Source organism: Pseudomonas sp. Pseusp10 (assembly GCF_059492225.1).
Window position 1 is genome coordinate 1,259,854 of sequence record NZ_CP168528.1, and the last position, 13,080, is coordinate 1,272,933.

A 13,080-nucleotide genomic window follows, 5' to 3' on the forward strand; every position below is an offset into this window, starting at 1 on the left:
TGGGATACAGAGTGGCAAGCGGCACTTTCTCTTGGGCGAGACCATTTATCCCTGTGGATGTTGGGGGCGCTTGATTGGTTCAGGAGGAGGCGAACTATAGGATTGACGCCGTAGAGTCGATAGCCAGCTTCGTCTGAGAATATTGCCAGCGGAATCGCAAGATTTAGCAGGACTAAGGAATAGTCCTACCCTGATAGGGCATCCAGCATATCTGCCACCGAGCCAAACTCCCGTGCCACGCTTGGTAATTCCGGCCGCTTCAAGACAATCACCGGAACCCCACGCTCACGCGCGACTTCCAGCTTCGGCTCGGTCGCCGTGCTGCCACTGTTCTTGCTGATCAGCACGTCGATGTTTCGCCGTTCGAACAACGCGCGTTCATCGTCGATCAGGAATGGCCCGCGTGCGCCGATCACTTCGCAGCGCTCGTTGCCCGGATACACGTCCAGCGCACGCAGGGTCCAGAATTGCTCCGGGGGGATTTCATCCAGGTGTTGCAGGGGCTCGCGACCGAGGGTGAACAGTGGTCGACGGAAGGGTTTCAGGGCTTCGATCAGTTCGGCCCAATCGCTGACTTCCCGCCAGTCATCACCTGCCTGGGCTTGCCAGGCCGGACGCCGTAGCGCCCAGCAGGGGACGCCGCTCAAGCGCGCTGCGGTCGCGGCGTTCTGGCTGATCCGGGCGGCGTAGGGGTGAGTGGCGTCGAGCAGCAGATCGATGCCTTCATCGCCAATGAATTGCGCCAGACCCTCGGCACCGCCGTAACCTCCCACGCGGATCTGACATTGCAGGTCCGTCGGCACCCGACCGATACCGGCCAGGCTATAGATGTGCTGTGACCCCAGCGTGCGGGCAATGGCCAGGGCTTCGGTCACACCGCCGAGCAAGAGGATGCGCTTCATTGGAAAGCGCCTGCATGGCCGACAATCCCGCCCTGGCGATCGATGGCGAAGACTTCCACTTGAACCTGCGCCGGCACCACGCTGCGGGCAAAGTCCAGGGCGTGCTGACAGACGGCATCGCCCAGGGCGACTCCGGCTGCGGCGGCCATGGCCAGTGCCTGCTGGCTGGTGTTGGCCTCGCGGATGCGCTGCTGCAACGCCGCATCGGCGCCGACCTGCGCCGCCCATAACGCCAGTTGCGGCAGGTCAATGCTCGAATGACGACTGTGCAAATCCATGTGCCCGGCCGCCAGTTTGCTGATCTTGCCGAAACCACCGCATAGGCTGAGTTTATCCACCGGTACTTTGCGCAGGTGCTTGAGCACGGCGCCAACGAAGTCGCCCATTTCGATCAGGGCGATTTCCGGCAGGTTGTAGACCCGGCGCATGGTGTCTTCGCTGGCGTTGCCAGTGCAGGCGGCGATGTGCAGGTAACCGTTGGTTTTCGCCACGTCGATGCCCTGGTGGATCGAGGCGATGTAGGCCGCACAGGAAAACGGCCGGACGATGCCGCTGGTGCCGAGGATCGACAGACCGCCAAGAATGCCCAGGCGCGGATTCATGGTTTTCAGTGCCAGCGCCTCGCCGTTCTCGACATTGATCGTCACCTCGAAACCACCGCTGTAGCCGAGCTCGTCGGCCAGTCGGGCCAGGTGTTCGCTGATCATTTTGCGTGGCACCGGGTTGATCGCGGGCTCGCCGACACCCAGCACCAACCCGGGCCGGGTCACTGTGCCGACACCGCGACCGGCCTTGAAACGAGTCCCCGGTTCGGCGCTCAGGTGCACCTGGGAGTAGAGCAGGGCGCCGTGGGTCACGTCCGGATCGTCGCCGGCGTCCTTGAGGGTTCCCGCTTCGGCGCCGTCCTCGGTGAGGCGACAGAACTCCAGGCGCATTTGCACCTGTTTGCCCTTGGGCAACACGATTTCCACGGCGTCGACCGCTGTGCCATCCAGCAGCAGACGCGCCGCGGCGAGGCTGGTGGCCGTGGCGCAACTGCCGGTGGTCAGGCCACTGCGCAGGGGGGCGGGTTGTTCGGTGGTTTCGTCACGCATCGAAGGGTTTCGTCACGTCCAGCAAGGTAATCGGAAGGGCCTGGCGCCAGGTGTCGAAGTCGCCCAGCGCTTGTGCTTGCGCGATATGAATGCGGGTCAACTCCCCGCCGTGTTGCTCGCGCCAGGCCATCAGGGTCATTTCACTTTGCAGGGTGACTGCGTTGGCAATCAGCCGGCCACCGGGCTTGAGTTTGGCCCAGCAAGTATCGAGCACGCCTTCGCGGGTGACTCCGCCGCCAATGAAAATCGCATCCGGTCGCTCCAGCCCGGTCAGGGCCTGCGGCGCACTGCCGCGAATCAATTGCAGGCCGGGAACGCCAAGGGCATCGCGGTTGTGTTCGATCAACGCTTGTCGGCCGTCATCCGCCTCGATGGCCAGGGCGCGGCAACTGGGGTGGGCGCGCATCCATTCGATGCCGATCGAACCGCTGCCGGCGCCGACGTCCCACAACAGTTCGCCGGGGATCGGGGCCAGGCGTGCGAGGGTGATGGCGCGCACATCGCGTTTGGTCAGTTGGCCGTCATGCTGGAAGGCCGAGTCCGGCAGGCCGGCCAGTCGTGACAGGCGCGGTGTATCCGGCTCTGCGATGCAGTCAATGGCAATCAGGTTCAGGTCGGCGATCGGCGGATCGCTCCAGTCGGCGGCGATACCGTCGACGCGCCGCTCGGATTCACCGCCCAGGTGTTCCAGGACGCTGAGACGGCTGGGGCCGAAGCCACGTTCGCGCAACAGTGCCGCGATGGCGGCGGGGCTGCGGCCGTCGTTGCTCAATACCAGCAAGCGCACGCCGCTGAACAATTGCGCGTTGAGTGCGGCGACAGGCCGGGCCACCACCGAGAGTGTGACCACATCCTGCAAGGGCCAACCCATTCGCGCAGCGGCCAGCGAGCAAGAGGACGGCGCAGGAAGCGTCAGCATCTCGGCCGCGGGGAGTTGCCGGGCGAGGCTGGCGCCGACGCCAAAGAACATGGGGTCGCCACTGGCCAGGACGCAAACGGGTTCGCCACGCAGTGACAGCAGCGACTCAAGGCAAAAGGGGCTCGGCCAAGGCTGGCGCTCGCCGCGTATGCACGGCGGGAGCAGATCCAGATGCCGCTGGCCGCCAAAGATCTTCGATGCGCGCAACAATGCATGCCGGGCGTTCTTGCCCAGGCCCTTGAATCCGTCTTCGCCGATGCCTACTACCGTCAGCCAGGGTGTCATGCCGTTCCTCAATCCCGCGTTCAACGTTGTTGGGCGGCATGATAGCGCGGGTTCCTTGAGCTGACTGCCTTCTCTTCCCGACCGGAGTCTTTTCATGCAGCGAAGTAAAGCAGGCATAATACCGCGCACTTTCGCCGTGAATCGCCTCGCCACCTGAACGGGTCCGCCTTGAACGAACGTCCGCTGTCCGCTGCCTTACGCCCCTCGGCTTGCCCGGGGTTGCTGCGTATTGTGTCGGCGCTGGATGGCGGCATCTGCCGGATCAAGTTGAACGGTGGTTCGATCAGCAGCGCTCAAGCCGAGGCCGTGGCGACTGCAGCCGAGCGTTACGCCAGCGGAGCGATCGAGGCGACCAACCGGGCCAACCTGCAGATCCGCGGCATTGGCAACGAGCAAGCGGCGTTGATCGACAGCCTGCTGGCCGCCGATCTGGGACCGCGCACGGCGGCTGGCGACGATGTGCGTAATTTGATGCTCAGCCCAGGTGCCGGGATCGATCGGCGCATGCTGTTCGACACTCGGCCGCTGGCCGGGCAGATCCTCGCCACACTGCAAAGCCACGAAGCTTTTCACGACCTCAGTGCCAAGTTCGCCGTGCAGCTTGATGGCGGTGAAGACCTGACGATGCTCGAACATCCCCATGACCTGTGGCTCTCGGCGTTTGATCAGGACGGAGAGCAACGGCTGGCGTTCGGTCTGGCGGGATGCCCGACGGACAGCCCCGCCGGTTCGGTTGCACTCGCTGACGGGCATGCGCTGGTGGTCGCGGTCCTTGAGTTGTTCCTTGAACTGGCGCGCCCCGAGCAGACGCGGATGCGCCATTTGCTGGCCGACTACTCGGTCGAGGCCGTACGGTTTCGGCTGGCTGAGCGAGTTCCGATGCAAGCCGTTGTCGGTTGGCAGCGGCTTTCTGGCGGCAGTGATTTGCATATGGGCGCCCATCCCCAGGCCGAATCCGGTGTTGTCTATGTGGGGGCTGTCCCACCGCTAGGGCGGCTCGATCCGGCGATGCTGCGGGGTGTGGCACAACTGGCACGGGAGTTCGGTGATGGCCGTCTGCGCTTCACGCCCTGGCAAAGCCTGCTATTGCCCAATGTCCTCGCGGAAAACGCCACTGAGGTCATTCGGCAATTGCAATGTCTGGGCTTGCACTGCGAAGCCGATCAGCCATTGTCCCGGTTGATCGCCTGCACCGGCTCAAACGGCTGCGGTAAAAGCCTGGCCGAGACCAAGGGCGATGCCCTGCAACTGGCTGCATTGCTGCAACGTCACGGACAAACGCCGAGTGTGCATTTGAGCGGGTGCGCGCGTTCCTGCGCCGCGGCACATACGGCGCCCGTCACATTGCTGGCCGTCGCCCCCGGTCACTACGATCTCTATTTTCGCGATGCAGAGCAGCCGGGTTTCGGCGCGCTGCACGCACGCAACCTTACTATTGAAGCGGTCGCGACCCTGCTCGACGCCCGCTCACGGAGCCCCATTGATGCTTGATTACATCCGCGACGGTCAGGAGATCTATCGCAACTCCTTCGCGATCATTCGCGCCGAGGCCAACCTCGACAGGATTCCGGCCGATCTGGAGAAACTTGCGGTTCGGGTGATTCACGCCTGCGGCATGGTCGAGGCCATCGACGGTTTGCAGTTTTCCGAAGGCGCAGGCAAGGCCGGGCGTGATGCGCTGGCGGCCGGCGCGCCGATCCTGTGTGATGCGCGAATGGTCTCCGAGGGCGTGACCCGCGCGCGGTTGCCTGCGAACAATCAGGTGATCTGCACTCTGCGCGATGAAAGCGTTCCGGACCTCGCCCGTGAGTTGGGCAACACCCGTTCCGCTGCCGCACTGGAGTTGTGGCGACCGCATCTGGAAGGCAGCGTGGTGGTGATCGGCAACGCGCCGACCGCACTGTTTTACCTGCTGGAAATGCTGGATGCCGGCGCACCGAAACCGGCACTGATCCTCGGCTTCCCGGTAGGCTTCGTCGGTGCCGCCGAATCCAAGGCAGCGCTGGCGGCGGACAGCCGTGGCGTGCCTTTTGTCATCATGCAGGGGCGGCTGGGCGGTAGCGCCATGGCCGCCGCCGCCGTCAATGCCCTCGCCACGGAGATCGAATGATGCAGCAACCTGGACGTTTGATCGGCCTCGGCGTCGGTCCCGGTGATCCGGAACTGATTACCGTCAAGGCCTTGCGTTTGCTGCGCGAATCCCCGGTGGTGGCGTACTTCGTGGCCAAGGGCAAGAAGGGCAACGCCTTCGGCATCATCGAAGCGCACCTGCAGGAAGCCCAGAATTTGTTGCCGCTGGTGTACCCGGTGACCACCGAAGCCTTGCCAGCGCCGTTGTCCTACGAGCAAGTGATCAGCGACTTTTACGATGACGCTGCCGACGAACTGGCCACGCATCTCGATGCGGGTCGTGATGTGGCGGTGATCTGCGAGGGCGATCCGTTCTTCTACGGCTCCTACATGTACTTGCACGACCGGCTCGCCGAGCGTTACCAGGCTGAAGTCGTGCCCGGTGTGTGCTCGATGCTCGGCGGCGCCTCGGTGCTCGGCGCACCGTTGGTGTATCGCAATCAGAGCCTGTCGGTGTTGTCCGGTGTACTGCCGCACGACGAACTCAAGCGTCGCCTGGCCGATGCCGATGCGGCGGTGATCATGAAACTGGGGCGCAACTTTCCCAAGGTTCGCCAGGTGCTGGAAGAACTCGGCCTGGCCGAGCGTGCGTTGTACGTCGAGCGGGCGACCATGGCCAATCAGAAGATCGTGCCGCTGGATCAGGTCGAGCCGATGTCCTCGCCGTACTTCTCGTTGATCATCGTTCCCGGTGAAAGGTGGCAAGGCTGATGACCCGTCCAGTTCCGGCGATTGTCATTCTTGGCAATGGCAGCCTCGCTACCGCACGCAGCATTCAGCAGGTGTACCCCGAAGCCCTGATCCATGGCCTGGCCGAACGGGTCGAAGGCGCGGATCGGGTTTATCACGAGTTCGGTGCGACCCTGCGCGAGCTCTATCAACGGGGCACTCCAATTATTGCCCTGTGCGCGGCCGGGATCGTGATCCGCACGCTGGCTCCCTTGTTGCTGGAAAAGGGCGCCGAGCCACCGGTATTGGCGGTGGCTGAAGACGGCAGTGCCGTGGTTCCACTGCTGGGTGGTCTCGGCGGGGTGAATGTAATGGCGCGGGAGATTGCCGCCGCGCTTGAAGTCGCGGCGGCGATCACCACCAGCGGCGAGTTGCGTTTCGGCACTTGCCTGCTCAACCCGCCCAGCGGTTATGCCCTTGGCGATCTGGAACTGGGCAAGCGTTTCGTTTCCGATTTGCTGGCTGGCGAAACGGTGCGCATTGAAGGTGAGGCCCCGTGGCTGGCGCAGGCGCAGTTGCCCGAAGATGCACAGGCCCGATTGGCGGTGCATGTCAGTCATGCCGAACGGACACCCGCGGCCAACGAATTGTTGATCTACCCGCGCAATGTGGTGGTCGCTGTGGACGCTGGTCTGGTGAACGTCGCCGGGGTGGTGCGCGAGGCGTTGCATCAGGCAAAAATCGCCATGCAGTCGCTGGCCTGCCTGTTGGCTCCCGACACCGAAATGGCCTGCCCGGGGTTGCGCGAAACGGCGCTTGAATTGGGCGTGCCGCTGCGTTTTGCCGGCGCTGAGAAGGTGCTTGGCGAACGTCTGAGTACTGCCATAGGCCAGCCCGTTTCCATGCTGGGTAGCGACACCGTTGCCATTGCGGTGGCAGAGCATCCGCTGGACCCGTTGCAGATCGGCCGCCCACGCGGACGCCTGGCCGTGATCGGCCTCGGGCCGGGCGCCGCCGAATTGATGGTGCCGGCCGTGAAGGCGGAACTGGCCCGCGCAACCGACGTGCTGGGTTACGAAACCTACGTGCGCATGGCCGGGCCGTTTCGCGCCGATCAGGTGCTGCATTGCACCGACAACCGCGAAGAGATGCAACGCGCCCGCCACGCCTTCGAACTGGCGGCCCAGGGGCGTTCGGTGGTGGTGGTTTCTTCGGGGGATCCGGGGGTTTTTGCCATGGCTGCGGCGGTGCTGGAAGCGCTGCATGAATCCACCGACGTCCATTGGCATAATGTCGATCTCGAGATTCTGCCGGGGGTTTCCGCCTCGCTGGCGACGGCCGCCCAGGCCGGCGCACCGCTGGGGCATGATTTCTGCGTGCTGTCGCTGTCGGATAACCTCAAGCCTTGGGCAATCATCGAAAAACGCCTGGACCTGGCCGCTCAAGCCGATCTGGCCCTGGCGTTCTACAACCCGATTTCCCGTTCGCGGCCATGGCAACTGGGCCAGGCGCTTGAAATCGTCGCCCGGCACCGTATGCCGCAAACACCTGTCGTGTTGGGGCGGGACATTGGCCGGCCGGGTCAGACACTGCGCGTCACGACCCTCGGCCAATTGACCCCTGACCAGGTCGATATGCGCACGATGGTATTGATCGGTTCATCCCTGACCTGTGTTTTTCCGCGGGTCGGCGGCGGTGATTGGGTTTACACGCCGCGCTGGTACCCAAGCAAGCCAGCCACCTGAGTGCAAGCGGCTTTGTTCAAAGGTCGCTGATGTTCAAGGCAATAACTGATAATAGGGCCTGCGATTGACGAAAGTTGTCGCGGGCCTTTTTATTGTCTAATAACTCCTGAAATAAGTTCTGAGTGTTTTTACTTTGACCAACTCAACTCCGCGCTTTAGTTTTCAGCCGGTCGCATGAGGCGGCTTGTTGATTAAATGGAGATTTAAATGGTCGATATAAAAGATTACTCAGTAGCTCAAGTCGCATTTGATGATGCCATGCAGGATAAGTATTTCGAAGGCATTGCGGCAGAACTTGAAAAAGTTGTGCCACGGGCGCGGACCAAGCGTTCCACCTCGATCCTGGGCGCAGTATCGCGTGATTCGTCAGTGCAAGGTGTGGGGGATTCGGTAGTAGGGCCCTCGCTGGTGGTGTTCGACCAGGCGCTTTCGGAGGACGACAGGCAGGATGCGCTGGACTGCCAGCAGTTTGCCGAAGCGGTGGTCCGGCGCCTGCCCAATGGAACCAGCAACGAAGACCGCTACCTGAAGTACAACGAGGCATTGTTGGCGGTGGGCTGGGTGACGGGAAGCTTCACCTACAAGAAATTCGTCAGCAAACAGCTCACCATCACGATGAATGAAGCGATTTTGCAAGTGCTTGAGACCGTTGTTTCCGGTGGTGCAAGCAGCGTCCTGAACCTGGTGGCGTCGGGTTTCAGCAAGCTCAAGGGCGATAAGGACGCACTGAAGATTGTCGATGCCGGCAGCAAGAAAAACGACGTCGTCAGCTTCAAGACTGTGCCTTGCATTACGACGCCAAGCGGCGGCATGTCCATGTTGATGGGAGGCCTGGACTTGGTGGACAAGGAATACAACGGCAACTTTCTATTTGTGACTTACAAGACTCAGGGTTTGCAGGTTTTCCAGGGTGCCGGTGTGCGCAATTTCAATCGACGTGCATTCGAACGAAAGAAAAATATGATGTATGCCTATAACGACCAATTTGCCGATGGTCTTTTCAAACAATTGACTGGTCAATAAGTCGGATAGGCTTTGATCGATGTAACCGATTAAAGCACTGACTGTATGGGGTAAATATGCCTGCGTCTGTTAATGCTGTTGTAGTGGGTGGTTGCCTGTTGTCCTTTACCCAACAGGTAAGCTCGCAAGACCAAGAGGATATACAGGACTGCCTGTTGTACGCGGAACTGGCGGCCAATGAGAAATACCCGGACCAAGTGTCGAGGAAGGTCTGGTTCGATTATTTTCAAGGGCGATTGCTCAAGGCGGGATACAGGCTCAAGACCATCGTTCCGGCCGATCCGATCCGGGTCACGAGTGTCCGACAATTGCTTGGCGCCAGTTACAGCATGATTGGCCGCTTGGGCGTGGAGCGCTTGAGCCAGCTCCTCGAGGACACCTATCAGGCGTTGCGGCTGGATGAGTTTGCCTGGGACTTCTTTCGCGGCAATGTTGCCAATGGCGGCTCGGGTATCCTCAAGTGCGCGCCTTGCGAGCGGCTCGCCTCGGGTGAGGTGGTCGTCTGCCTGCTGGGCTTGCGCTACAGCGCGACCGTGATTGAAAGCGACTTTTTCCTGTGGCGCGAATTCGATCGAGAGCTGGTGATCATTCCCAATGGCGGGGTGTTCGTGTTCGACCGACGGGCGTTTGAAAACTACCGTAAACGGGTCCACGAGAAAATCGAAGCTTATTCAAACAAGGTGTTCGTGCGCAAACTCCAGTCCTGACTGAAAGGCTTTGCACGTCATAAACGGCAAGGCCCTGTGATTGATGCACAGGGCCTTGTTTTCGGGTTCGGGCAAGCCGCCGCTTCAAGGCACCAGATAGCCCCTGACCCCGGTGAAGATAATCTGCGCCGCCAGTGCACACACGAACAGTCCCATCAACCTGCTGACGATCTGCAAGCCCTGGTCGCCGAGTATGCGTTCGATGCGGCTGGACAGATAAAGCACCACCCCCACGGTGAAGCTGGCCAGGGCAATGCTGACAATGGCGGTGAGCTTGTCGTCCCAGTGCGGCTGGCTCACGCCCATCACGAGCAAGGCACCTATGGTGCCGGGGCCGACGGTCAGCGGGATGGTCAGCGGGACGATAGTGACATCCTGCTGCACGTTGTCGGTCTGTACCGCCGATTTGCCTTGTGCCATCCCCAGCGCCGAGATGAACAGGACGCTACCGGCGCCAATGCGGAATGCGTCCACGGTAATGCCGAAAACACTGAAAATCACTCGGCCGAACAAGTACAGCAGAACGCTGGAGACCAGGGTAGCGACCGCTACTTTCCAGGCCAGCCGCCGCTGTTCCTTGCGCGAATAACCACGGGTCAGGCTGATGAAGCAGGACAACACGAAGAATGGGCTGTAGAGCACCAGCATCTTCAGGTAAACGCTGAACAACTCATGGAGCATGGTGCCGGGCTCACTGGCGAGGGAAGTCGAGGGGGAGTCTATCAGGGGTTGCGTAGTCTGTCGGCTCAGGACGTTTGGGTCGTTGCGCGATTCTGCTGGTCACGCTGGGCGACCCAGTGTTCGATCAATTCGCGCAACTGCGACAGTTCGACCGGTTTGGCCATGTGTCCGTCCATGCCGGCCTGGCGCGCACGCTCTTTGTGTTCGGCCAGGATATGGGCGGTCAATGCCACCACGGGGGTACGGACCCGCTGGTTGCTGACTTCCCAGGCACGCAATTGCTGGGTGGCCGAGAAGCCGTCGAGGATTGGCATTTCGCAGTCCATCAACACCAGGTCGTAGCGTTGGGCCTTCATCGCCTGCAAGGCTTCTTCGCCGTTGCAGGCGGTATCCGGTTGCAGGTTGAGCTTGCTCAGCATGCCGCGGATCACCTTGGTCGAAATGCTGTTGTCTTCGGCCACCAGAATGCGGAAGTCGCAGGGGACCTTGATCGGCAGAGCCGGTCCGCTTTGCACTGGGTGGGTGGCGACGAGACCTTTGTTGCGTTGGGTCAGCTCGTCGGCGAGGGTGGTCTTGAGGGTGTAGCCGGCCACCGGTTTGGCGAGGATGCGCTTGATCCCGGAGTTGCGCGCGATGATCTTGCTCGGCGCATTGCTGATGCCGGTGAGCATGATCAGCAGGATGTCATGGTTCAGGCTCGGGTCTTCCTTGATTTTGGCCGCCAGTTGCATGCCGGTCATGCCGGGCATGTTCTGGTCCAGCAGGACCACATCGAAGTAATCGCGCAAATGAGCCTTGGTGCGCAGCAGTGCCAGCGCTTCCTTGCCGGAAGGCGCGGCGCTGACGTTCAGGCCCCAGGCGCTGCATTGCTGCACCAGCACCTTGCGGCAGGTGTCGTTGTCGTCCACCACCAATACCCGAGCACCTTGCAGCGGGCCGTCGAGATCGGAGGTCGGGTGTTCGAGGCGATCCGGGTCCAGTGGCAGGGTCAACCACAGGGTGCTGCCCTGGTTGCTGCCACTCTTGATCCCGAATTCTCCCTGCATCAAGCGGATCAGTTGGCGGGCAATCACCAGCCCCAGGTTGCCGCCCAGGTGGGTGGCCGAAAGAAAATGCCGGCTGTGCAGTTCGGCGTGCATCAGAGCGTCGCGCTCTTCGGCTTCCATGGGCTCGCCGCTGTCCTGCACGGCGATACGCAGGCGTGGTTTGGTGTTGCGCTCGTCGAGCGCCACGACGATCAGGATTTCGCCTTCATCGGTTTTTTTCAGGGCGTTTTCAAGCAGGCTCAACAGCGTCTGGCGCAGACGTGTCGGATCACCGCTGATCACCCGCGGCACCTGTGGCTGGATGAAGCTGATCAACTCGACGTTTTGCTGCTCGGCCTTGGCGCGGAAGATGCTCAGGCAGTCTTCGATCAGTGCGTTGAGGTCGAACTGCACATCGTCCAGTTCGATCTGCCCGGACTCGAGTCTGGAAATGTCGAGAATTTCGTTGATCAGTGTCAGCAGCTCGTTGCCGGCGCTGTGGATCGTCTGCACATAGTCGCGTTGCTTGACCGACAGCGGCGTGCCCAGCAGCAGCTCGGTCATGCCGAGGACGCCATTCATCGGGGTGCGGATCTCATGGCTGATCTTTGCCAGGAACTCGGCCTTGGCGTTGATCTCGGCGTTGCTGGCCGCCAGGTCGCGACTGATGCTGAAACGGTCTTCCATGATGCGGCGCTGGCGCTCGCTCAACGCAATGCTCATCAGCAGGCCGCTGATGCAGATGAGCACCAGCAATGTAGTGATCAGACCATGGGGTTCGATCAGGGTCAGCCCCAACAGGGCGGGCAGGATGACCAGTGTCCCGAGGTTGAACACCACCATGGCTGCCACGAAGAGGCGAGCCGGGCGATAACCTTTTTGCCAGTGATAGGCGCTGACGAACAGCATGGTCAGGCCTGCCAGGGCCACCAGACCGTAGGTAATGAAGTTCAGCGGCAAGGTATTGACGAACAGCAGCATCAGGCCGCAGGCGGTGATGAGCAGGACCTCGCCGAGCAGCAACCGGTTCAGCGGATGCGGCCCGAGCGGGGAGAAGAAGCGATAGGCGAGCATCAGGCCGCCGGGCGCAGTCAGCAGCAATGCCAGGTAAGCCCCCGGCGTTTGCACTGTGTGCCAGTCCGGTAGCCAGGGGCCGGCGAGGTTCAGCAACAGCAGCAGGCTGAGCATCAACAGCCCTTCGCACGCTGCCAGCCAGAGGGCGCTGTGCGAGCGGGTATAGGCGTAGCGGATGAGGTTGTGCAGGATCAGCATGGCGATGCAACCGAACAGCAGGCCATAGATCAGCGTCTGATTCTGGTTGGCAGCCGCGATGACCGCCGATTGCAGGGTGATGTAGGGTCGTAACTGGTGGTCGGAGGCCAGTCGCAGGTAGACGTCCAGGGAGCTGTCGCTTTGCGGCAGGGCCAGCATGAGGTCGCTGCTGGGTAATGGACGCTCGGATTGGGGCTGTTCGTTGCCTGTGCTGGATTGCTCGATCAGCCTGTCGCCGTCCAGTACGTACATGCTGAACTGGCGCAGGTCAGGCGCGAACACCCGCAGCAATTGTTCGTGTTTGCCGGGTGCAAGCCTGAATCGCAGCCATAACGCGCCATCGGGTTCGGCCGCGGTAATGCGGTCGAGTTCGATGGGGCTGAATTGATTGGTGTAACGAGCGGAACGGATATCGCTCAGTTGCAGGTCACCCTGTTCGTCAAGCAATACCGCCCAGCCACTGCCTTGCGCGGCCTGGGCCGGTAGCATGCAGAGCAAGGTCAACAGCGTGACGGTTAAGCTTATGGCAATCCTGAGCCAGCGCACGGCGAAATCCCTTCTTCGGTTGATGCCAGAGTATAACGATGCGCGGCGCCGGAATAGCCAGGCAAGGAATCGCAATCCCTGC

11 protein-coding genes are annotated in these 13,080 nt (G+C 61.6%); 6 read left to right on the forward strand and 5 right to left on the reverse strand.

Going from position 1 to position 13,080, the window contains the following annotated elements; genetic code table 11:
• Positions 1–185: 185 nt before the first annotated feature.
• The 3 genes from ACEN8Z_RS05625 to cbiE are packed head-to-tail and all read right to left on the reverse strand — an operon-like array spanning position 186 to position 3,200.
• Positions 186–902, reverse strand: a complete 717-nt coding sequence (locus ACEN8Z_RS05625; RefSeq protein ID WP_495597021.1) for a cobalt-precorrin-6A reductase — start codon at positions 900–902, stop codon at positions 186–188.
• Positions 899–1,996 carry a cobalt-precorrin-5B (C(1))-methyltransferase gene (locus ACEN8Z_RS05630; RefSeq protein ID WP_495597022.1) on the reverse strand — a complete coding sequence of 366 codons (1,098 nt, stop codon included), beginning with the start codon at positions 1,994–1,996 and terminating at the stop codon, positions 899–901. The genes ACEN8Z_RS05625 and ACEN8Z_RS05630 overlap by 4 nt, the downstream gene beginning before the upstream one ends.
• The gene (gene cbiE, locus ACEN8Z_RS05635) at positions 1,989–3,200 is read right to left on the reverse strand and encodes a precorrin-6y C5,15-methyltransferase (decarboxylating) subunit CbiE (protein ID WP_495597023.1); all 1,212 of its coding nucleotides are present in this window, start codon (positions 3,198–3,200) and stop codon (positions 1,989–1,991) included. Before cbiE ends, ACEN8Z_RS05630 begins: the two co-directional genes overlap by 8 nt.
• A gap of 168 nt (positions 3,201–3,368) precedes the next feature.
• On the opposite strand from cbiE, the gene cobG reads away from it, so the two are divergent.
• From cobG to ACEN8Z_RS05665, 6 genes are all read left to right on the forward strand, one after another.
• Positions 3,369–4,691, forward strand: a complete 1,323-nt coding sequence (gene cobG / locus ACEN8Z_RS05640; protein WP_495597024.1) for a precorrin-3B synthase — start codon at positions 3,369–3,371, stop codon at positions 4,689–4,691.
• Entirely contained in the window at positions 4,684–5,310 is a 627-nt protein-coding gene (locus tag ACEN8Z_RS05645; protein WP_007994246.1) for a precorrin-8X methylmutase, read from the forward strand. Before cobG ends, ACEN8Z_RS05645 begins: the two co-directional genes overlap by 8 nt.
• Positions 5,310–6,041 (forward strand): precorrin-2 C(20)-methyltransferase, encoded by a 732-nt coding sequence (locus tag ACEN8Z_RS05650; RefSeq protein WP_033063580.1) that lies wholly within the window; start codon positions 5,310–5,312, stop codon positions 6,039–6,041. Before ACEN8Z_RS05645 ends, ACEN8Z_RS05650 begins: the two co-directional genes overlap by 1 nt.
• The gene (gene cobJ / locus ACEN8Z_RS05655) at positions 6,041–7,744 is read left to right on the forward strand and encodes a precorrin-3B C(17)-methyltransferase (RefSeq protein WP_495597025.1); all 1,704 of its coding nucleotides are present in this window, start codon (positions 6,041–6,043) and stop codon (positions 7,742–7,744) included. Before ACEN8Z_RS05650 ends, cobJ begins: the two co-directional genes overlap by 1 nt.
• A 207-nt stretch (positions 7,745–7,951) precedes the next feature.
• The gene (locus ACEN8Z_RS05660; RefSeq protein WP_495597026.1) at positions 7,952–8,767 is read left to right on the forward strand and encodes a hypothetical protein; all 816 of its coding nucleotides are present in this window, start codon (positions 7,952–7,954) and stop codon (positions 8,765–8,767) included.
• 155 nt (positions 8,768–8,922) lie between these two features.
• Positions 8,923–9,474 carry a hypothetical protein gene (locus tag ACEN8Z_RS05665; RefSeq protein WP_495597027.1) on the forward strand — a complete coding sequence of 184 codons (552 nt, stop codon included), beginning with the start codon at positions 8,923–8,925 and terminating at the stop codon, positions 9,472–9,474.
• Between the two features lie 84 nt (positions 9,475–9,558).
• Here the strand turns inward: ACEN8Z_RS05665 and ACEN8Z_RS05670 are convergent, their stop codons facing one another.
• Positions 9,559–10,155 (reverse strand): MarC family protein, encoded by a 597-nt coding sequence (locus ACEN8Z_RS05670; protein ID WP_007994238.1) that lies wholly within the window; start codon positions 10,153–10,155, stop codon positions 9,559–9,561.
• 65 nt (positions 10,156–10,220) lie between these two features.
• Entirely contained in the window at positions 10,221–12,998 is a 2,778-nt protein-coding gene (locus tag ACEN8Z_RS05675) for a hybrid sensor histidine kinase/response regulator (RefSeq protein WP_495597028.1), read from the reverse strand.
• Between the last annotated feature and the right edge of the window lie 82 nt (positions 12,999–13,080).